Below are 19,119 nucleotides of genomic sequence, written 5' to 3' on the forward strand. Positions count from 1 at the left end.
AATTAAGCGTGTAGTGGGTTAGTTTTTTCTACATCGATGTTGAATTTCTTAATTGCTTCAGCAACTACAGATTTTTCAACTTCACCGCGTTTTGCTAGTTCGTTAAGAGCTGCAACAACTACGTATGATGCGTTCACTTCGAAGTGACGACGTAGGTTATCGCGGCTGTCTGAACGACCAAAACCATCAGTACCAAGAACTTTATAAGACTCAGCAGGTACGAAACCACGTACTTGCTCTGCGTAGTTCTTCATGTAGTCAGTTGCAGCGATTGCAGGTTCAGTACCCATTACAGTTGCGATGTAAGGAGTTTTCTCTGCAGCTTCTGGGTGAAGCATGTTGTAACGCTCAGCATCTTGACCATCGCGAGCTAGTTCGTTGAATGAAGTTACAGAGTAAACGTCAGACGCTACGCCGTAATCATCGCTCAGAATTTGAGCAGCTTTACGAACTTCGTTCATGATAGTACCAGAGCTCAACAACTGAACTTTACCTTTGTTACCGGTGTAAGTTTCTAGTTTGTAGATACCTTTACGGATGCCTTCTTCAGCACCTTCTGGCATTGCTGGCATTGCGTAGCTTTCGTTCATTAGTGTTAGGTAGTAGAACACGTTTTCTTGGTTCTCACCGTACATACGACGGATACCATCTTGAACGATAACAGCAACTTCGTAAGCGAAAGTTGGGTCGTAAGAAACACAGTTAGGAATAGTGCTTGCTTGAATATGGCTGTGACCATCTTCGTGCTGTAGACCTTCACCGTTTAGAGTTGTACGACCAGCAGTACCACCTAGTAGGAAACCACGAGCTTGTTGGTCGCCTGCCATCCACGCCATGTCGCCAACACGTTGGAAACCGAACATAGAGTAGTAGATGTAGAATGGGATCATTGGTAGGTTGTTTGTGCTGTATGAAGTTGCAGCAGCAACCCATGAAGACATTGCACCTAGCTCGTTGATACCTTCTTGTAGAACTTGACCTGAAGTTGCTTCTTTATAGTAAGAAACAACGCCACGGTCTTCAGGAGTGTATTCCTGACCGTTCGGGTTGTAGATACCGATTTGACGGAACAGACCTTCCATACCGAAAGTACGTGCTTCGTCAGCAATGATAGGAACGATGCGCTCACCGATGCTCTTGTTCTTAAGAAGAGTATTCAGTGTACGAACGAACGCCATTGTTGAAGAGATATCGCGTTTTTGTTCTTCTAGTAGAGGTTGGAACTCTTCTAGTGCTGGAACTTGTAGATCTTCAGAGAAGTGGGTACGACGCTGAGGAGTGTAACCGTGTAGAGCGTTACGACGAGCGTGTAGGTATTCGTACTCTTTAGAACCTTCTTCAAGTTTCAAGTAAGGTAGTGATTTTAGAGCTTCGTCAGAAACAAGGTCTTGTAGACCTAGACGGTCACGTACTTGTTGAACGTGAGTCATATCCAGTTTCTTAACTTGGTGCGCGATGTTCTTACCTTCTGCCGCATCACCCATGCCGTAACCTTTAACTGTTTTCGCTAGGATTACAGTTGGACGACCTTTAGTGTCTTGTGCGTTTTTGAACGCTGCGTACAGTTTAGAAGACTCGTGACCACCACGTTTTAGAGCGAAGATTTGGTCATCAGTCATGTCAGCAACAAGTGCTGCAGTCTCTGGGTATTTACCAAAGAAGTGTTCACGTACGTAAGCACCATCTTTAGATTTGAATGTTTGGTAGTCGCCGTCGATGGTTTCGTTCATCAACTGAAGCAGTTTACCTGAAGTATCTTTCGCTAGAAGTGAATCCCAGTTGTTACCCCAGATTACTTTTACAACGTTCCAACCAGCGCCTTTGAATAGACCTTCAAGTTCTTGAATGATCTTACCGTTACCCATTACTGGGCCGTCAAGACGTTGTAGGTTACAGTTGATAACGAAGCATAGGTTGTCCAGTTTTTCACGAGCAGCAAAAGAGATTGCGCCGCGTGATTCTGGTTCGTCCATTTCACCGTCACCTAGGAACGCGTATACGCGTTGTTCAGACGTGTCTTTAAGACCACGGCCATCTAGATATTTTAGGAAACGTGCTTGGTAAATAGATGCGATTGGACCAAGACCCATAGATACAGTTGGGAATTGCCAGAATTCAGGCATCAATTTAGGGTGTGGGTATGAAGGAATACCTTTACCATCAACTTCTTGACGGAAGTGGTCTAGTTGGTCTTCAGTTAGACGACCTTCAACGAACGCACGTGCGTAGATCCCTGGAGAGATGTGACCTTGATAGTAAACTAGATCGCCACCGTCTTTCTCGTTTGGAGCACGGAAGAAGTGGTTGAAACATGTCTCATAAAACGCAGCTGAAGATTGGAAAGAAGCCATGTGGCCACCCAATTCCAAATCTTTCTTAGAGGCACGTAGAACGATCATGATTGCGTTCCAACGGATGATGGAACGAATACGTTGTTCTAGAGTGGTATCACCAGGGTAAGCCGGTTCTTTGTCGGCTGGGATGGTGTTGATGTAGTTAGTGTTGATACCTGTTGGCATATCAACGCCGTCAAGACGCGCTTTCTCAAGAACTTCTTCTAACAAGAACTGAGCACGTTCTACGCCTTCTTCACGTACAACTGACTCAAGAGCGGACAACCATTCTTGAGTTTCCAGTGCATCTACGTCATGCTTCATGTCAGACATGGCGATCTATCCTTCTGTTGGTTGGATTATTAGAATCGCAATGGTCGCTTATTGCGACTCATTACCCTGCTGAATTCGACGTAGAGAACGCTCTCTGCGAGACTCTTCTCGACCCAAATCCAACAATGTTTCTTCGATATAAGCTAAATGCGAATGTGACATTTCACGCGCCTTCTCTGGCTGACCAGAAACGATCGCATCCACGATGTTAGCTCGGTGCTTACTTACTTTCTCCACCGCTTCAGGGCGGCGGCGTAATAATTTAAAATTCTGTGCGATATTCTGCTCAAGTAATGGGGCAAGGCTACGTATGATATGGAGCAACACCACATTGTGGGCTGCTTCAGCAATGGAGATAAGGAACTCCATTACGACGGGCGATTCTCGTTCCACGTCCGATTCTTCTTCAATACTGCCTATTTTCGCCACGGCGGACTTGATAACAGCAAAATCTTCTTCAGTACCACGCAACGCTGCAAAATAGGCGGCAATCCCTTCTAGCGCATGACGCGCTTCCAGCAAATCAAGCTGGGTTTCAGGGTGGCTGGACAACAAATCAAGTAACGGATCAGAAAAACTCTTCCACATGCTTTCGCTCACGAAGGTTCCCCCTCCTTGACGACGAGTTAGCAAGCGCTTGGCTTCTAAACGTTGAATAGCTTCCCGGACGGAAGGACGTGATACATCAAACTGCTTTGCCAATTCTCTTTCTGGCGGAAGTTGATGACCCGGAGCGAGTGTGCCTTCCACTATCAGCCGCTCTAACTCTTGTTCAATAACATCAGAGAGTTTTGGCTGACGAATCCTTTGATAAGCCATAATTTATTGTTCTTTGCTCTTAGATTTATGCAGGCAATTGGTAATACCAATTTCAAGGTGACGGAGAAATTAACATAAATAAAACACAGATGTCCAGATAAAAGTTGACCTAAATCATAGAACAAGTAAGGGTTAAACAGTTTGGTAACAGAAGTGTCAGCATTCTTTAATAAGCGCTCTGAATAAAGTCACATTTTTTATACAGGTATTGAGCAAAAACCATTGAAATGGGCAATGAATGTTAAAAGTGTGGGTCACGTCGGTAAAAGAAAAAATTCACAAATAAAAAGAGCAACTTACTTTCGTAAAGTTGCTCTTTTCTCTCACAATAGCGCGGAATTAGCGTGGTTCTAGATGCTCAATCATAAGCTGCAATGATTGGTTACCACGGAACTCGTTGATATCTAAACGATAAGCAAGTCTTACCAGTTTAACTGATGCATCTGGCCAACGCCGTAAATCGACATTAAAGGCAATTCCATCAATCATCACGTTTGTCGGCAGGCCTTTAAATAGTGGCTCCAACATTAACTTGAGATGCTTCTCTCCGACTAACTTCTGATGCAGGATTTTAAACTCGCCATCAAAAATCGGCTCAGGAAACGCTTGTCCCCAAGGACCTCCTGAACGAATCATCTCCGCCACCGTCATCGAAAACTGTTCAGGTAGTAATTCGCCATCACTAAGAATCACGCCTTTGAGCTGCGAATCATCCAACTCCTGATGAACCGCTTCATCAAATAGGCGAGCAAAACGATCAAACTCTCGTTCAGGAATGGTTAAACCAGCCGCCATCGCATGACCACCAAACTTCATGATGATCCCCGGATGCTGCTTATCGATCCGATCAAGTGCATCTCGCATGTGTAAACCTGGGATCGAACGGCAAGATCCTTTGATCATGCCATCACCACCATCGGCAAACGCGATCACAGGACGGTGAAATTGCTCTTTGAGTCTGGAAGCAAGAATGCCAATCACGCCCTGATGCCAATCTTTTTGAAACAGCACCAATCCGTAAGGTAAGGCTTTATCACCTTTGAACTGCAAGCGTTCACAAAAAGCCATCGCTTCTTGCTTCATGCCTTCTTCAATCTCTTTACGAGTTTGGTTCAAGCCATCTAGCTCATTCGCCATACGACGTGCAGCATGGATGTTGTTGCTCATTAAAAGTTCGACACCAAACGACATATCATCCAAACGTCCGGCAGCATTGATTCTCGGACCTAAAGCAAAACCAAAATCGGCCGCGACTAAACGACGAGCATCTCTTTTGGCCACCTCAATCAATGCTTGAATCCCCGGACGCGCTTGACCCGCCCTGATACGCTGCAAGCCTTGATGAACCAAAATGCGATTGTTCTCATCCAGTGGCACTACATCCGCTACGGTTCCTAGCGCAACCAAATCGATCAATTCCATCAATTTAGGTTCGGCGATGCCTTGCTTAGCAAACCACCCTACTTTGCGCATGTAAACGCACAGCGCCATCATCAGGTAAAACGCCACGCCAACACCTGCCAGCGCTTTTGATGGGAAATCACACTCATGCAAATTAGGGTTAACAATCGCATCGGCGTCAGGCAACTCACGTCCCGGTAAGTGGTGATCGGTGACCAGCACTTGCAAGCCATGCTGTTTTGCCGTTTTCACCCCTTCGATTGACGAAACGCCGTTATCGACCGTCATGATCATCTCGGCACCGAGAGCGATCGCTTGTTCAACCACTTCAGGACTTAAACCGTAACCATCTTCAAAACGATTGGGTACTAAATAGTCGACGTTACGGCACCCGAGCATTCGAAGCGCCAAAACCGAAAGCGCTGAGCTCGTCGCACCATCGGCATCAAAATCACCAACGATAATAATCCGTTTCTGTTGTTCTACTGCATGAAACAGCAGCTCTACTGCTTGCTCAATGCCATAGAGCTTTTGATAGGAATGTAAGCCACGAGCACTTTTTTCCAATTGAGCCAAATCCGTCACCCCTCGACTCAAATAGAGACGACGTAGCAGCTCTGGAATGGAATCGGGTAGCAGTGACAGTTCTGGCTCTGGTCTTCTTTGAATTTCAATCATACTTCTACATCGCCTCTCGTCACCGAGAGGCTAAAATCCATTAACGATTATTGCTGTTGCAAGCGAGCTAACAACTGTTGTGGTGGAATGTAACCACCAATCATTTCACCGTTAGGCAAGAAAATCGCTGGAGTGCCATTCACCCCCAATTCTCTTCCTAATTGATAGTGGTCGGCGACTTTTTGCTTACACTGCTCAATATCGCCTTCCGCTTCTGGAAGTTTGTGATCACGTTTCGCCACATTCATCGCTTCTGCTGGATCTTTAGCGCACCAAATAGAGGCCATCTGTGTTGCCACTTGACCGACAGGTCCTTGACGAGGGAAAGCCAGATAACGCACGGTAATCCCCGCATCGTTGTACTCTTTCATCTGACTGTGCAGTTTCGCACAGTAACCACACGTGATATCAGTAAAGACCGTGATGGCGTATTTTTCGTTTTTCGCTTTGTACTCAATCATATCGTTACGGTATTGAGCAATTTTCTTCGCATTCAGCGGTGCTTGGCGTTTAGCCAATACATCCACGTATTGACCATTTTTGTCCATGCCGTAAAGCGTACCAGCGATAAACTGTTTACCATCTGGCGTAGCGAATACCACGCCACCATTGGTATGAACTTCAAGTAAGCCAGCAATATCCGACGCTACCACATCGGTCACTTGTAGACCCAATTGACCAAAACGCGTTTTGAATAAATCAAGATCCACCGCAGGAGCTTTGGCTTCAGTCGTGCTTGGTGATGAAGCAGCTACTGCTGCTGTCGTACCACCAACCAACGCCAATATAGGTAAGGTCAAAAGCAGTATTTTTCGCAATAATTTCATTAAAATCACCTTGTTATTAAGCCCTTGGATGGTGCTCATGATGGAGTTGTTTCAGTCGCTCAGTGGCAACATGAGTATAAATTTGTGTTGTAGACAAGTCACTATGACCTAATAACATCTGGACCACACGCAAATCTGCACCGTAATTTAATAAGTGCGTTGCAAAAGCGTGACGTAACACGTGTGGTGAAAGCTTATCCACATCAATGCCCGCAATAACAGCATAATGTTTGATTCGATGCCAAAAAGTTTGTCTGGTCATCTGCTGGGCACGCCGACTGGGGAAAACCACATCAGAGGTACTTTCACCAAGGAGTTCAGCGCGTCCAGTGTGGATAAAGGTATCAATCCAGTCCACCGCATTTTCTCCCATTGGCACAAGACGCTCTTTGCCCCCTTTACCAATAACACGAACAACGCCTTGGCGTAAGCTAATGTTTTCCATGGTAAGTGATACCAGTTCAGTAACACGAAGCCCAGTTGCATATAAAAGTTCGAGCATCGCTTTATCGCGAAGTTCAATCGGATCGTTGGTGTCCGGCGCTTCAAGTAAGGCATCTACTTGCTCTTCACTTAAATCTTTCGGTAACCGCTTGGGCAGTTTAGGACTCACTAACAACGCACTAGGATCGTCAGCGCGAACTTTCTCTCGATGTAAATATTGGAAAAGACGGCGGATAGCAGAGAGCATTCTTGCTCGAGAGGTCTGTTTGTAATCGCAATCCACCAGCCAAGATTGAAACTCTTGCAGCCCTGAAAAACTAATAAAATCTAAACGATAGTTACGTTCTTGCATCCAATTAAGCAGCTTAGTTAAATCATTACGATAAGATGCCAATGTATTTTCTGATAATCCCCTTTCCATCCACATTGCATCTAAAAACTGCTCTACCATTCCTTGGTCGGGAGAAAAAACCTCTGTCACATGTGCCTCGATACCGTTAGGTTATATATGAAGTAAATACCATAAATCGTGAATACACCCAAGCAAGAGCCGAATAAAGCACTGCTGAGAGCCAAGTGTGCCACGTTTTCATAGGCAAACCACCCAAAGTCTGCCTCCCTTTTATTGGATAAGGAATGCAACTGAAGACAATTTATGGTTAGAATTCACCACTCAGCTCGATTAATGAAGAAAAAATGATGAAGATAGGTTTGTTTTATGGCTCAACGACGTGTTACACCGAAATGGCCGCTGAAAAAATGCGCGCTATTTTGGGTGAAGAGCTAGTGGATATCTATAACGTCAAAGAAACTCCCCTCACCCAAATGAATGACTACGATTTTCTGATCCTCGGCATTTCAACTTGGGATTTTGGTGAAATCCAAGAAGATTGGAGCGCTATTTGGGATCAATTGAGCAACGTAGACTTAAATGGCAAATATGTCGCTCTCTTTGGTTTAGGCGATCAAGAAGGCTATGGCGAGTGGTTCCTTGATGCCATGGGGCTGCTACATGATGAAGTCTGTAAAGTCGGCGCTCACATTCTGGGCCATTGGCCAAATCAAGGCTACGATTTTGAAGCGTCTAAAGCGCTACTGCCTTCAGGCACTCATTTCGTAGGTCTAGCATTAGATGAAGATTCTCAGTATGAAGAGAGTGACGAACGTATCGCCACTTGGATTGAACAGATTCTAACGGAATATCACGACGCCCTTTAATAACGATGCTTCATCCCGGATTGCATAAGGCCACGACGAAATCTAGGCCAATCAAAAACTAATCCGGGATCCGTTTTACGCAGTGGTGCAATGTATTGATGGCCGGTAATGCGTGGCAATGTCATCTGTGGATAGGTTGCCATCAAGGCTAATGTTACTTCGGTTAGCGCGACATACTGAGCTTCGGTATAAGCGACAAAATCCGTTCCTTCCAATTCAATCCCGATCGAATAATCGTTGCAGCGCTCTCTTCCCGCAAAAGAAGATTTCCCTGCATGCCAAGCTCTGGCATGAAACGGCACAAACTGCACGACTTCCCCATCACGCCGAATAAGACAATGAGCCGACACGCCCATTTGATGGATGACCTTAAAAAAAGGATGCTCATCTGGGTTTAATTGGCCTTGGAAAAACTGCTCAATGTACGGCCCGCCAAACTTTCCTGGCGGCAAACTAATATTGTGCACAACAAGCAATGAAATATCCGTCGCATCGCTACGCTCATCAAAAAATGGTGAAGGGACATGCCTTGCATTCGTAAGCCAACCGTCTTTTATCATCTTGAACATCTTCCTTTTTTCCTCTGCTATGATTCTACTGCGTCATTGAACAAAATAAAGACTGTATTTGCTGTACAGTGACGGTATGATTCATCACCTCTATCAATCGAAGACTGATTATCCATGAAAGAAACCCATAACAGCCAGCAGCGACTAGAGTATTTAAAACAACACCTTACCCAAGATATTACGCGTGCAGTCCGTGACACTTTAGCCGAAGACTTAGGTGGCTGTGTTGATGCAACTCGTGATATCACCGCCAGCCTAATTCCCGAAGATACGCAGGGACAAGCTAAGATCATCACTCGTGAAGAGGGGATTTTTTGCGGTCGCTTATGGGCTGATGAAGTATTTAATCAATTGGGCCAAGAGGTCACGATTGAATGGCATGTCAACGATGGCGATGTTCTTGTCCCGAATCAAACACTTTGTACATTAAAGGGCCCCGCACGCACATTACTTACCGGGGAACGCAATGCGATGAACTTCATCCAAACGCTCTCTGGCTGTGCAACAACTACCGCTCGTTATGTTAAAGAGCTGGAAGGAACCGATTGCCGTTTATTAGATACGCGTAAAACCATCCCAGGTTTACGTAGTGCTTTGAAATATGCGGTTGCCTGTGGCGGTGGATATAACCATCGTATCGGCGTGTTTGATGCCTACCTCATCAAAGAAAATCACATCATGGCCTGCGGTGGAATAACCAAAGCGGTTGCAATAGCAAAACAGCTTAACCCAGGCAAACCTGTTGAGGTCGAAACCGAAACCTTAGCCGAACTGCAAGAAGCGATCGATGCGGGCGCTGATATCATCATGCTCGATAACTTTGATCTAGAGATGATGCGCAAAGCTGTCGAGATCAATGCGGGACGCGCAGCTTTAGAAAACTCGGGCAATATTACGTTAGAAAATCTGCGTATTTATGCTCAGACTGGCGTTGATTATATTTCAGTCGGTGCATTAACTAAGCACATTCGCGCTTTGGATCTCTCCATGCGTTTTGTGTAACTCGCTTGGCTTCGTTAGGGCGAAATTGACGCCCTAACTGCTATGCCTATTTGCGTCGTCACTCGCAAAACATATTGTCATATACGACCTTTTCCCAAGGGGTTTCTTTAACCCTCTCGCAACACGCCTTTTCTCTACTAGGCAATTATCTATACCCTTTTTAGCTTATCTGCTCCAAAGCAATCTGGAGTATGTATATGTTGCCCAGTCGAAATCGACGATTAAACCGCGGCTTTAGTCTTATCGAACTGATGATCGTGGTGGCGATCATTGCGGTCGTATCCGCGATTGCCGTTCCTTCCTACCGGGATTATGTGGCGAAAAGTCAGCTCACTGCTGGCATTGCCGTACTAAAAGGATTAACCGCGCCAGCGGAACTGTATGTACAGCAAAATGGGGCGCTCAATAGCAACTCTGATCTCGCCATGTTGGGCATCAAAGCGGATAGCTCTCGGCTGGGTACGCTTTCCATCGAACATGAAAGCTTGGTGTTTCGTTTCCATTCACCAGATGGTGCGATTGCCATTCTCTCCCGTGATGAAACGACAGGTTGGCAATGTCATATGACCTTACCGCATGAGATGGACAACAGCCTAAAACCGGTGAGTTGCCTATGAATACCCCACTTTTTACACTGTTAGCTCAAGCGCAATTACTCTCGCCAGAACAAGTGATATCGCTAGAAAAGCGCTGCAAAACTCAAAGACTCAATCCAATCGATGCGCTTATCAGCTCTCGGATTATCACCGATGACCAGCTTTGCACAGAGCTAAGTGAGCGACTTACATTGCCAAGGGTTCATTTAGAACAATATGACTGGCTAAGTCACAATCAAGCCTCTCCGTTAAAATCGCTGTTATTGCACTACCACGCAATTCCTATTCAAACCACGCCGACACAAATCACCATCGCCGTATCCGATCCAACTCAGTCACAACTAGAACACGAGTTTCAATTTGCTTCTGGGCGCAGAGTTGTCATGGTATTAGTGCCACATGAAGAGATCACTCAAGCTTTAGCAACACTTTTTGGCAGCATTAAAGAACCCCCTAAACGCTATAGCCTCGATGCTCCTTGGGCAGAGGAATCAGAGAACAGTGAACAAGAGGAGCTTAACAATGCAGCGTCTCCGATTGCCACGCATTTACATCAGTTGATTCGCAGCGCTTACGATCACAAGGCCTCAGATATTCACTTTGAACCTTACAAAGAGCATTACCGAATTCGCTTTCGCTGTGACGGCATTCTGAAGGAAGAGCAGCGTTTGCCTGCACATTCTCAACGGCGTTTTTCAGCAAGACTCAAGATCATGGCGCAGTTAGATATTGCAGAACGTCGTTTACCGCAAGATGGTCGCATTCATTACCCTCTTACCGCAGATACTTGGCTCGATATTCGTCTCTCTTCCATTCCCACCCAGTGGGGCGAGAAAATGGTATTACGCCTACTGAATACACAAGTAAAACATGCTTGTTTAGCCGATTTAGGTCTTTCAAAAGAGCAACAAACATTATTTCAGCAGGCATTACACCGTCCGCAAGGGCTAATTTTAGTCACAGGTCCTACGGGCAGCGGTAAAACCCAAACCTTATATACCGCCCTGCAGTTGTTAGATAAAGAGACTTTGAATATCTCAACCGCCGAAGATCCAATTGAGATCGCTTTGGACGGAATCAATCAAATAGCCATTAATAGCAAGATTGGTCTCGACTTTGCCCACGTTCTGCGCGCCCTACTTCGCCAAGATCCTGATGTGATGATGATTGGCGAAATTCGTGATTTAGAAACCGCACTCATTGCCGTCAAAGCCGCTCAGACCGGTCATTTAGTGCTGTCGACCTTACACACGAACTCTGCAGCGGAAACGATACTGCGCTTACAACAAATGGGCATCGAACCTTATCATCTTGAGGCGTCATTAAGCTTAATTATTGCTCAACGGTTGGTGCGCAAACTGTGTGGTCACTGTAAGCACCTTAGCCTTGCATCGCCACAAGCCCAACAGTTATTGCAGTTAGCTCCTGAGCACACTCTTTATCAAGCGCACACGCCAGGTTGCTTACATTGTCACAACGGTTTTGCTGGTCGAATCGGGGTATTTGAACTTCTACCAGTTTCAGCCCAACTGAAACATCATCAGCAAAATAACACCGCTATTGATTCGCTGGCTAACGCGGCAAAACAGCTTATCTTGGCTGGAGAAACCACATTGGCAGAATGTTTACGAGTGGTTCCTGATCTCTTTATCCCGTTAGAGAATCATTCATGAGTTCAGCCCCTCTTATTTGTTATTGCTGGACCGGACAGGATAGCAATGGCTCTCCATGTCAGGGGAAATATCTTGCACGAAGTGAGCAAGAAGTTATCACTTATCTCAAACAACGTAGTATTCAGATTACATCGATTCATAGTCGTAAGATTGGCTTAGTCGTTAAATGGAAACATCGCGTGACGACTAAAGATATTCATCTTTTCACGCGCCAATTGGCAACACTACTCAGTAGCGGCGTCCCATTAGCAGAATCGATTTGCTTAATTCGTTTACATCATCAAAAAGCCGAAATGCGCTCATTATTGGCTGAGATCCAACACACTATTATTGCTGGCACACCACTCTCCACCGCTTTAAAACGGTCCAGTCACTTTTTTGATTCACTCTATATCAGCTTAGTGAAATCGGCCGAGCAGCATGGGCAACTCGCTGAGGTCTTCGCTAAACTCAGCCAGTACATGGAACAGAAAGAACAATTGCGACAAAAAATGCTCAAAGCGATGATCTATCCCATTATGGTGCTATTGGTCGCGATCATCGTCTGCTACATCATGCTGGTGTTGGTCATTCCTCAATTTGCTGACCTTTTCCATAGTTTTGGCGCGAAACTGCCTTGGTTAACTCAGCAGGTTATTTCACTCTCAAATTGGTTAAGTCACTCAAGCCTTTACCTACTGTTAGTGATCATTCTGGGGGCGATAAGTTTTCGCATTAGCCAAGCTAAGTGGCCAAGAATCAACTACTATTTAGCCAAGGTCGCACTTTCATTACCCATACTAGGGCGAGTATTGTTGCGCAGTGAGCTAGCAAGATTCTGCTCAACGACAGCGACCAGTTTACGAGCCGGCGTTCCCATTCTTACTGGTTTACAGATGGCGATGGACAGTGTGAGTAATCGTTATTTACTGAGTCTATTTCCCGATGTCATCACTAGGATCTCGAGTGGGGAAACATTGCACCAATCATTACGACGCCATCCTTGTTTTCCTGAAACTTTGATCCAATTAACCATGATTGGTGAAGAGAGTGGCAAGCTAGAAGAGATGTTGTTTCGAGTGGCACTGATCTACGAACAAGACGTTACACAGCGGCTCGAAACGTTGGAAAAATTGATGGAACCCGTCCTAATACTGTTACTCGGCTTGGTGATTGGCGGTTTAGTGATCGCTATGTATCTTCCTATCTTTAATTTAGCTAGCATCTTGAGTTAGTATGGCCTCACGGTTGAGGAGGGCTAGAGCTTAAGCTCATAGAGACTCTTCATTACTATCATGATTCATTACTAACGGCTAACTGCGGCTTTCAGAGGAAGTTCTCTTCACGCATGGACATATTCATTTATTACCCTTGGCTCTTCACTCTGTTTGCCACCCTCTTTGGCTTAATTATTGGTAGCTTTCTGAATGTCGTTATTCACCGCCTACCCAAGATGATGGAACAAGAGTGGCGCCAAGAGTGTGCAGAAAGTTTCCCTGAGTACCATATTGAACCGCCTAAGCAGACACTTTCTCTTAGCAAACCCCGTTCTCGCTGCCCAAAGTGCCATACGCAAATTCGCGCTATCGATAACATTCCAGTGCTAAGTTGGTTGCTACTTAAAGGACGCTGCCATCACTGCCATGAACCGATTTCCGCCCGTTACCCTTGTGTCGAAATCATTACCGCACTCGCGTGTTATCTGTTAGCCGACCGGTTCGGTTACAGCCCTTATACCTTAGGACTGATGTTTTTTACCTTTGTCTTAATCGCGGCCACGTTTATCGACTTTGATACTTTGCTTTTGCCGGATCAATTAACCCTGCCTTTACTTTGGGCGGGATTAGCTATGGCATTATTGGGCCTGACTTCGGTATCGCTCACCGATGCCGTGATCGGCGCTATGGCCGGATATTTGGTGCTTTGGTCTCTCTACTGGGCATTTAAGTTGCTCACAGGCAAAGAAGGGATGGGTTACGGTGACTTTAAACTGTTAGCTGCATTAGGTGCTTGGCTAGGTTGGCAACAATTGCCGATCATCATTCTCCTTTCCTCCTTAGTGGGACTGTGCTTTGGTTTAGTGCAACTAAAACTCCAAAAGCAAGGGCTAGAAACTGCGTTTCCGTTTGGACCTTATCTTGCTATTGCCGGATGGATTAGCCTTCTTTGGGGTAACTCGATCATTACTTGGTATTTGCGTTCATTTTTAGGTTGGTAACATGTCTTTGATTGTTGGATTAACAGGTGGTATTGCCAGTGGTAAAACCACTGTCGCAAATCTATTTCATCACCATTTTGCCATTGATCTGGTCGATGCCGATATTGTCGCTCGCCAAGTTGTTGAACCAGAGTCGGCTGGTCTAAACGCGATCATGGAACATTTCGGTTCTGATATCGTCACTAATGACGGCGTGCTTAATCGCCCTAAATTGCGAGAGATCATCTTTCATGATGAGCAACAAAAGCAGTGGCTCAATCAGCTTTTGCATCCCATGATTCGCCAAGAAATGCAGCGACAACTGGCACAAGTCACTTCTCCATATGGTTTATTGGTCGTGCCTTTACTCGTGGAAAATCAGTTGCAATCGATGGCGGATCGTATTTTAGTGATCGATGTATCTGAACCGATCCAAATTGAACGTACCATGATGCGAGATCAAGTGAGTGAAAAACAGGCTCGCGCGATTTTGGCGTCGCAAGCAACTCGAGAGCAGCGTTTAGCCATTGCTGATGATGTCATAAGAAATGACGACAAAAACCAAGAACTTTTGCCGCAAATTGCAGAATTGCACCAAAAGTACCTAGCATTAAGCAGGGAAAATCGGTGAGAATAGGGCCAAAGAAACATAGGCTAGCTAGATGACTACACATAAGTTCGAACATCCGCTCAATGAAAAAACGCGTATTTATCTTCGTGTAGAGGCATTACTCAACCAGATGCTTCAAGCATCGCAGTTCCGTGACGCGATCCAGCACCAGCTGTTTTTCCGATCATTGTTTGATCTGTTGGAAATTTTTGAGCAAATTCAGTTAAAAAGTGAATTGGCTAAAGATATCGAAAAACAGAGACAAACCTACCGAAGCTGGCTGAACGTGGATGGCGTTGATCAAGAGACTCTACTTCAGTTACTCCGCGATGTTGATGGGGTCCACCGCACTCTGATGAATGCGGAACGATTTGGACAATCGCTTAAGGAAGATCGTTTCTTAAGTGCGATTCGCCAACGCTTTAACTTGCCTGGTGGATCTTGCTGTTTTGATCTTCCAGCACTGCATTACTGGCTTCACCAAAGCTTTGAACAAAAAGTGAATGATGCCAGTGAATGGATGAGCACCTTAAAACCCTTATCAGATGCTTTGAATCTTTGGTTGAAACTGACCAGAGAAACGGGTTATTTCAAAGATAAATTGGCACAAGCCGGCTTCTATCAAGGTGATGCTGTTGATGCCAATATCATTCGTCTTGCGATCCCTATGGAGTTCGGTGTTTACCCGATGATATCTGGGCATAAAAACCGCTTTGCCATCAAGTTCATCGACTTCAAATCGGGTCAAGCGAGCACACAAGACATTACCTTCCAGTTAGCCGTTTGCAGCTAATTGATTGAAGCGAATCAGCAATAAAAAGTAATAGGAAATTTCATGTCGAATAAACCTACTGTGGTGAAATGCCCACAATGTGGTTCACCTGTTGAATGGAGCGATAAAAGCCCTTTCCGTCCATTTTGTAGTAAAAAATGCCAAATGATCGATTTTGGCGAATGGGCAAATGAAGAAAAAACCATTCCTGGCGCACCTGATCTTTCTGATGCTGAAGGTTGGTCAGAAGAATCTTAATCTTTATTGTCACTATTTGTCCTCTGCCATCGTCTAAACTATCAACGATAACTCGCAGAGGACAATTATGCAGACCACATCCCCTTTAGACGACTCTCCAGAGAGTAATCCACTCAATCACTTTTCAGGACTTGAATTCGAGCAACTGCGAATTCAGATGCTGAAGTTCGCTATTCTGCAAATCCAAAACGAAGCTCTTGCAGAAGAAGCCGTGCAAGAAGCCATGCTGGCTGCCTATCAATATCGAGAAAAATTTTCACGCCAAGCCGCTCTTAAAACTTGGGTGTTTGCCATATTGAAAAATAAGCTGATCGATCTACTGCGTAAGGAAAAACGTTTCACAGCCGCGGAAGATCTGGCTGATGGTTCTGGCTTACACGGTGATGCACTGCTCGAAAAACTGTTTGATGAACGTGGTCACTGGCACAAACATGAACGACCGATAGAATGGCATGATCCAGAGAATCAAGCCGAGAATCAGCACTTTTGGCGCATATTTGATACCTGCTTACGCATGATGCCTGAAAAATACAGCAGACTTTTTATGATGCGTGAGTTTTTGGAACTCGATAGTGAAGAGATTTGCAGTAACGAAAACATCAGTGGCAACTACTTAAATGTCACCCTATATCGTGCGCGTTTACGCTTGCGTGAATGTTTAGAAATTCGTTGGTTTGAACAGGAGCAGCCCTCATGATGAACTGTAAACAAGCAACTCGCCTGCTTTCAGAAAGCCAAGATCGATCATTAACCACCAAAGAGAAAATGACGCTTAAACTGCACATCACCCTTTGCAGTGCTTGCCGTCGCTTTGGTCAGCAAATGCATCAAATTCGAGCTCTTTCAAAAGCTTATTCCAATCCTGAATCCACAGACAACGACCAGCAGAAAAAAAAGTAACTTTTTTTTCTTTGCACTGTAATTCCTCACTCATTCGGTACGACTAATGAAGGTAAACCAAACTAACCAATGAGTGAGGAAACACCCATGAAACACAACACAACTACTTTAGCTCTTGCTTTAACGTCAGCCCTTGCACTATCAGCCGTCACCTTACCCGCACAAGCCGCCGCCAAGGAAAAATGCTACGGCGTTGCTTTAGCCGGACAAAATGATTGCTCAGCTGGCCCAGGAACATCCTGTGCGGGTACAGCCAAAATGGATTACCAAGGTAACGCTTGGAAGTTAGTCAAAAAAGGCAGCTGTATGAAGATGGAATCTCCAACCTCAAATACAGGTTTTGGCCAACTAAAAGCATTTTAATCCATACAGGGGCAAGAAGATGACCACACTAGATTTGAGTAAACATCGCCGTCAGTTTCCCAAACAAAGTGGGGTGAGCTTCAAGCCCCAATATTTCTCTGCCCTGATTGAGCAAAAACCGCAGATAGGCTTTGTGGAAATACATGCCGAAAATTACCTTTCTGCAGGAGGACCACTTCGCCATTATTTACAACAAGTTCGCCAAGATTACCCAGTGACTGTTCATGGTGTCGGATTATCTATCGGTGGAGAAGCACCTATCAACAGGGAACATCTTGAGCGGGTTGCCAATTTAGTGGAGCGCATCGAACCGCTGGTTTTCTCTGAACATTTAGCCTGGTCGAACTATGACGATGCTTTTCTTAATGATTTACTCCCCATTCCTTACACTAACGCGCATTTAGAACGGACTTGTCGCCATATAGATCAGATCCAAGAGCGCCTTGGTCGGGTATTACTTATGGAAAATCCATCTACTTACGTAACGTTCACTCAGCAAGATTACAGCGAAACTGAATTTATAAGTGAAATGGTGCGCCGCACTGGCTGTGACTTGTTACTCGATATCAACAATGTCGCGGTGAGTTGTTTTAATCATCACTCAGATCCCGCAACCTATCTAGCCCATTTTCCATTGCACGCCGTTAGCCAAATTCATCTAGCAGGGTATCACCTCGATATTCAACCAGAACTCACACTACGAATTGATAGTCATGACACTCCAATCCAAGCGGACGTATGGCAGCTCTATCAACAAACGCTCTCATTAACCGGTGACATCGGCACTTTGATTGAGTGGGATAGTCAACTTCCTCCTCTGGATGAGTTGCTTTCACAGGCCTATCACGCCGACCGGTATCGTCAGCTACATCAAGAGAAGCAAAAACATGTACTCGCTCTTTAAACAATCGGTTTGTGATCGTCATTATGAGCTTCTTTATCCACTGCTATCAGGAAACACCCAACAAGAAAAACAGCAACGGATCAATGTGTATCGCAACAATGTGCATCGTTCATTGCTAGAAGCACTCAATGCTATTTTTCCCAAATGTGCTCAGTTAATGGGAGAAGATATTTTTCATACGGTTGCTTTAGCATTTATCAAAGAGTCGCTACCACAAAGTCCGATATTACGTGAATATGGCGGCCAATTTCCTGCATTTATCGATCAAGTGGAATTGCCAGATAATCTTAGCTACATACCCTTACTTGCCGCATTGGAGTACGAGTTGTTGCAGCTGACACACGCAGCAGAGGAGCCGGTTTTTAGCTCGCAGCAACTGAATGCACTACTTAGTCAGTCGCAATCCATCATGGAGCACCGATGGCAATTAAGTTCAACGGTTAAATTGTGGCACTGCCCAATTGCGATAGGCGCGCTTTACCACACACTAGAGCAAGACATCAACACACCGATTCACGAACCTAATTGGCGCAAAGAAGAGTATTTGGTATTGCACAAACAAGAGTGGTTTGGATGCTGCAGTGTTGTCAGTGAAAATACCTTTTCACTGCTGCGCGAGATCAAACAGGGACATTCACTGGCACAGGCTAGTCAACAGCTTGAGGCTAACCAGCTAGAACAGGCTCTTAGAGAATTTCTCTCTTTACCCATTATTCGACAAATTGGAGATACCGCATGCTAAAACTTAAGGAGCGTTCAATAGAGACGGTTGTACTACTGATGTCTCGCCTTGCTTTAGCCTCTGTATTCTGGCTTTCTGGACAAACCAAGGTTGAAGGTTTTGCGCTAAATATCCTTTCCGGGCAATGGCAATTGGGGATTCCGCATCTAAAAGACACTACGTTATTTCTCTTTGAATATGAGTATGCCCTGCCAATCATCAACGCAACGTTGGCTGCTTACCTCGCCACTGTTGCCGAGCACCTTTTGCCGATAATGCTGTTGTTAGGTGTTTTAACACGCTGGGCGGCTTTAGGCATTGCCATCATGACCTTAACCATCCAACTCTTTGTTTATCCTAGTGCTTACGCAACGCATCTAACTTGGCTAAGTTTGGCAGGACTATTAATGTGGAAAGGCAGTGGTACGTTTTCCATCGACCACTATTGGCGAAAAAGAAAAAGCTAGATACAAAAAAAGTGGAGCGCATCGCTCCACTTTCTCTTTACACAGTGAACGGTTA

General features: G+C 45.1%; 21 protein-coding genes. 15 read left to right on the forward strand and 6 right to left on the reverse strand.

The features are described from left to right. Positions 1 to 2: 2 nt before the first annotated feature. The 5 genes from aceE to xerD form a co-directional block, all read right to left on the reverse strand. On the reverse strand, positions 3 to 2,666 hold the full coding sequence (gene aceE / locus OCV11_RS14115; protein ID WP_261893611.1) for a pyruvate dehydrogenase (acetyl-transferring), homodimeric type: 2,664 nt from the start codon (positions 2,664 to 2,666) through the stop codon (positions 3 to 5). Positions 2,667 to 2,714: 48 nt separating this feature from the next. Beyond that, positions 2,715 to 3,485 carry a pyruvate dehydrogenase complex transcriptional repressor PdhR gene (gene pdhR / locus OCV11_RS14120; protein WP_261893613.1) on the reverse strand — a complete coding sequence of 257 codons (771 nt, stop codon included), beginning with the start codon at positions 3,483 to 3,485 and terminating at the stop codon, positions 2,715 to 2,717. Between the two features lie 339 nt (positions 3,486 to 3,824). After that, complete coding sequence (gene recJ / locus OCV11_RS14125) at positions 3,825 to 5,564, reverse strand: single-stranded-DNA-specific exonuclease RecJ (protein WP_261893614.1); 1,740 nt, start codon at positions 5,562 to 5,564, stop codon at positions 3,825 to 3,827. Between the two features lie 47 nt (positions 5,565 to 5,611). Further along, positions 5,612 to 6,391: a bifunctional protein-disulfide isomerase/oxidoreductase DsbC gene (gene dsbC / locus OCV11_RS14130; RefSeq protein WP_261893615.1), complete on the reverse strand. Its 780-nt coding sequence runs from the start codon at positions 6,389 to 6,391 to the stop codon at positions 5,612 to 5,614. Between the two features lie 16 nt (positions 6,392 to 6,407). Further along, complete coding sequence (gene xerD, locus OCV11_RS14135) at positions 6,408 to 7,286, reverse strand: site-specific tyrosine recombinase XerD (RefSeq protein ID WP_261896308.1); 879 nt, start codon at positions 7,284 to 7,286, stop codon at positions 6,408 to 6,410. Positions 7,287 to 7,534: 248 nt separating this feature from the next. Here xerD and fldB point away from each other — a divergent pair, with 248 nt between their 5' ends. Continuing rightward, positions 7,535 to 8,053: a flavodoxin FldB gene (gene fldB / locus OCV11_RS14140; protein ID WP_261896309.1), complete on the forward strand. Its 519-nt coding sequence runs from the start codon at positions 7,535 to 7,537 to the stop codon at positions 8,051 to 8,053. Here fldB and ampD read toward each other — a convergent pair. Beyond that, on the reverse strand, positions 8,050 to 8,613 hold the full coding sequence (gene ampD / locus OCV11_RS14145; RefSeq protein ID WP_261896310.1) for a 1,6-anhydro-N-acetylmuramyl-L-alanine amidase AmpD: 564 nt from the start codon (positions 8,611 to 8,613) through the stop codon (positions 8,050 to 8,052). The two genes, fldB and ampD, sit on opposite strands and share 4 nt — an antisense overlap. A 123-nt stretch (positions 8,614 to 8,736) precedes the next feature. On the opposite strand from ampD, the gene nadC reads away from it, so the two are divergent. The 14 genes from nadC (at position 8,737) to OCV11_RS14220 (ending at position 19,064) form a co-directional block, all read left to right on the forward strand. After that, a complete protein-coding gene (gene nadC, locus OCV11_RS14150) occupies positions 8,737 to 9,624 on the forward strand; it encodes a carboxylating nicotinate-nucleotide diphosphorylase (RefSeq protein WP_261893616.1) in 888 nt (295 codons plus the stop codon). Between the two features lie 197 nt (positions 9,625 to 9,821). Beyond that, on the forward strand, positions 9,822 to 10,241 hold the full coding sequence (locus tag OCV11_RS14160; RefSeq protein ID WP_315972737.1) for a pilin: 420 nt from the start codon (positions 9,822 to 9,824) through the stop codon (positions 10,239 to 10,241). Then, positions 10,238 to 11,893 carry a GspE/PulE family protein gene (locus tag OCV11_RS14165; RefSeq protein ID WP_261893618.1) on the forward strand — a complete coding sequence of 552 codons (1,656 nt, stop codon included), beginning with the start codon at positions 10,238 to 10,240 and terminating at the stop codon, positions 11,891 to 11,893. Before OCV11_RS14160 ends, OCV11_RS14165 begins: the two co-directional genes overlap by 4 nt. Next, positions 11,890 to 13,107, forward strand: coding sequence for a type II secretion system F family protein (locus OCV11_RS14170; RefSeq protein ID WP_261893620.1), 1,218 nt, complete (start codon positions 11,890 to 11,892; stop codon positions 13,105 to 13,107). The genes OCV11_RS14165 and OCV11_RS14170 overlap by 4 nt, the downstream gene beginning before the upstream one ends. A 113-nt stretch (positions 13,108 to 13,220) precedes the next feature. Beyond that, positions 13,221 to 14,090: a prepilin peptidase gene (locus OCV11_RS14175; protein ID WP_261893621.1), complete on the forward strand. Its 870-nt coding sequence runs from the start codon at positions 13,221 to 13,223 to the stop codon at positions 14,088 to 14,090. A gap of 1 nt (position 14,091) precedes the next feature. Further along, entirely contained in the window at positions 14,092 to 14,700 is a 609-nt protein-coding gene (coaE, locus tag OCV11_RS14180; protein ID WP_261893623.1) for a dephospho-CoA kinase, read from the forward strand. A gap of 31 nt (positions 14,701 to 14,731) precedes the next feature. Beyond that, positions 14,732 to 15,472 (forward strand): cell division protein ZapD, encoded by a 741-nt coding sequence (gene zapD / locus OCV11_RS14185; RefSeq protein ID WP_261893625.1) that lies wholly within the window; start codon positions 14,732 to 14,734, stop codon positions 15,470 to 15,472. A 42-nt stretch (positions 15,473 to 15,514) separates the two neighbouring features. After that, on the forward strand, positions 15,515 to 15,709 hold the full coding sequence (yacG, locus tag OCV11_RS14190) for a DNA gyrase inhibitor YacG (protein ID WP_261893627.1): 195 nt from the start codon (positions 15,515 to 15,517) through the stop codon (positions 15,707 to 15,709). Positions 15,710 to 15,776: 67 nt separating this feature from the next. Next, a complete protein-coding gene (locus OCV11_RS14195) occupies positions 15,777 to 16,406 on the forward strand; it encodes a sigma-70 family RNA polymerase sigma factor (protein WP_261893629.1) in 630 nt (209 codons plus the stop codon). Next, a complete protein-coding gene (locus tag OCV11_RS14200; protein ID WP_261893630.1) occupies positions 16,403 to 16,609 on the forward strand; it encodes a zf-HC2 domain-containing protein in 207 nt (68 codons plus the stop codon). Before OCV11_RS14195 ends, OCV11_RS14200 begins: the two co-directional genes overlap by 4 nt. An 87-nt stretch (positions 16,610 to 16,696) precedes the next feature. Then, positions 16,697 to 16,972, forward strand: coding sequence for a BufA1 family periplasmic bufferin-type metallophore (locus OCV11_RS14205; protein WP_261893632.1), 276 nt, complete (start codon positions 16,697 to 16,699; stop codon positions 16,970 to 16,972). A 19-nt stretch (positions 16,973 to 16,991) separates the two neighbouring features. Further along, positions 16,992 to 17,876, forward strand: coding sequence for an MNIO family bufferin maturase (bufB, locus tag OCV11_RS14210; RefSeq protein WP_261893634.1), 885 nt, complete (start codon positions 16,992 to 16,994; stop codon positions 17,874 to 17,876). Then, positions 17,860 to 18,618 carry an HvfC/BufC N-terminal domain-containing protein gene (locus OCV11_RS14215; RefSeq protein ID WP_261893636.1) on the forward strand — a complete coding sequence of 253 codons (759 nt, stop codon included), beginning with the start codon at positions 17,860 to 17,862 and terminating at the stop codon, positions 18,616 to 18,618. The genes bufB and OCV11_RS14215 overlap by 17 nt, the downstream gene beginning before the upstream one ends. Next, the gene (locus OCV11_RS14220; RefSeq protein WP_261893638.1) at positions 18,612 to 19,064 is read left to right on the forward strand and encodes a DoxX family protein; all 453 of its coding nucleotides are present in this window, start codon (positions 18,612 to 18,614) and stop codon (positions 19,062 to 19,064) included. Before OCV11_RS14215 ends, OCV11_RS14220 begins: the two co-directional genes overlap by 7 nt. Positions 19,065 to 19,119: the final 55 nt, after the last annotated feature.

The organism is Vibrio porteresiae DSM 19223, assembly GCF_024347055.1.
Lineage (GTDB): Bacteria > Pseudomonadota > Gammaproteobacteria > Enterobacterales > Vibrionaceae > Vibrio > Vibrio porteresiae.

What these genes read in the sequence shown, in the direction of transcription:
- aceE (WP_261893611.1), bottom strand. Translation starts at nt 2,666, where the DNA reads ATGTCTGACATGAAGCATGACGTAGATGCACTGGAAACTCAAGAATGG.
- pdhR (WP_261893613.1), bottom strand. Translation starts at nt 3,485, where the DNA reads ATGGCTTATCAAAGGATTCGTCAGCCAAAACTCTCTGATGTTATTGAA.
- recJ (WP_261893614.1), bottom strand. Translation starts at nt 5,564, where the DNA reads ATGATTGAAATTCAAAGAAGACCAGAGCCAGAACTGTCACTGCTACCC.
- dsbC (WP_261893615.1), bottom strand. Translation starts at nt 6,391, where the DNA reads ATGAAATTATTGCGAAAAATACTGCTTTTGACCTTACCTATATTGGCG.
- xerD (WP_261896308.1), bottom strand. Translation starts at nt 7,286, where the DNA reads ATGGTAGAGCAGTTTTTAGATGCAATGTGGATGGAAAGGGGATTATCA.
- fldB (WP_261896309.1), top strand. Translation starts at nt 7,535, where the DNA reads ATGAAGATAGGTTTGTTTTATGGCTCAACGACGTGTTACACCGAAATG.
- ampD (WP_261896310.1), bottom strand. Translation starts at nt 8,613, where the DNA reads ATGATAAAAGACGGTTGGCTTACGAATGCAAGGCATGTCCCTTCACCA.
- nadC (WP_261893616.1), top strand. Translation starts at nt 8,737, where the DNA reads ATGAAAGAAACCCATAACAGCCAGCAGCGACTAGAGTATTTAAAACAA.
- OCV11_RS14160 (WP_315972737.1), top strand. Translation starts at nt 9,822, where the DNA reads ATGTTGCCCAGTCGAAATCGACGATTAAACCGCGGCTTTAGTCTTATC.
- OCV11_RS14165 (WP_261893618.1), top strand. Translation starts at nt 10,238, where the DNA reads ATGAATACCCCACTTTTTACACTGTTAGCTCAAGCGCAATTACTCTCG.
- OCV11_RS14170 (WP_261893620.1), top strand. Translation starts at nt 11,890, where the DNA reads ATGAGTTCAGCCCCTCTTATTTGTTATTGCTGGACCGGACAGGATAGC.
- OCV11_RS14175 (WP_261893621.1), top strand. Translation starts at nt 13,221, where the DNA reads ATGGACATATTCATTTATTACCCTTGGCTCTTCACTCTGTTTGCCACC.
- coaE (WP_261893623.1), top strand. Translation starts at nt 14,092, where the DNA reads ATGTCTTTGATTGTTGGATTAACAGGTGGTATTGCCAGTGGTAAAACC.
- zapD (WP_261893625.1), top strand. Translation starts at nt 14,732, where the DNA reads ATGACTACACATAAGTTCGAACATCCGCTCAATGAAAAAACGCGTATT.
- yacG (WP_261893627.1), top strand. Translation starts at nt 15,515, where the DNA reads ATGTCGAATAAACCTACTGTGGTGAAATGCCCACAATGTGGTTCACCT.
- OCV11_RS14195 (WP_261893629.1), top strand. Translation starts at nt 15,777, where the DNA reads ATGCAGACCACATCCCCTTTAGACGACTCTCCAGAGAGTAATCCACTC.
- OCV11_RS14200 (WP_261893630.1), top strand. Translation starts at nt 16,403, where the DNA reads ATGATGAACTGTAAACAAGCAACTCGCCTGCTTTCAGAAAGCCAAGAT.
- OCV11_RS14205 (WP_261893632.1), top strand. Translation starts at nt 16,697, where the DNA reads ATGAAACACAACACAACTACTTTAGCTCTTGCTTTAACGTCAGCCCTT.
- bufB (WP_261893634.1), top strand. Translation starts at nt 16,992, where the DNA reads ATGACCACACTAGATTTGAGTAAACATCGCCGTCAGTTTCCCAAACAA.
- OCV11_RS14215 (WP_261893636.1), top strand. Translation starts at nt 17,860, where the DNA reads ATGTACTCGCTCTTTAAACAATCGGTTTGTGATCGTCATTATGAGCTT.
- OCV11_RS14220 (WP_261893638.1), top strand. Translation starts at nt 18,612, where the DNA reads ATGCTAAAACTTAAGGAGCGTTCAATAGAGACGGTTGTACTACTGATG.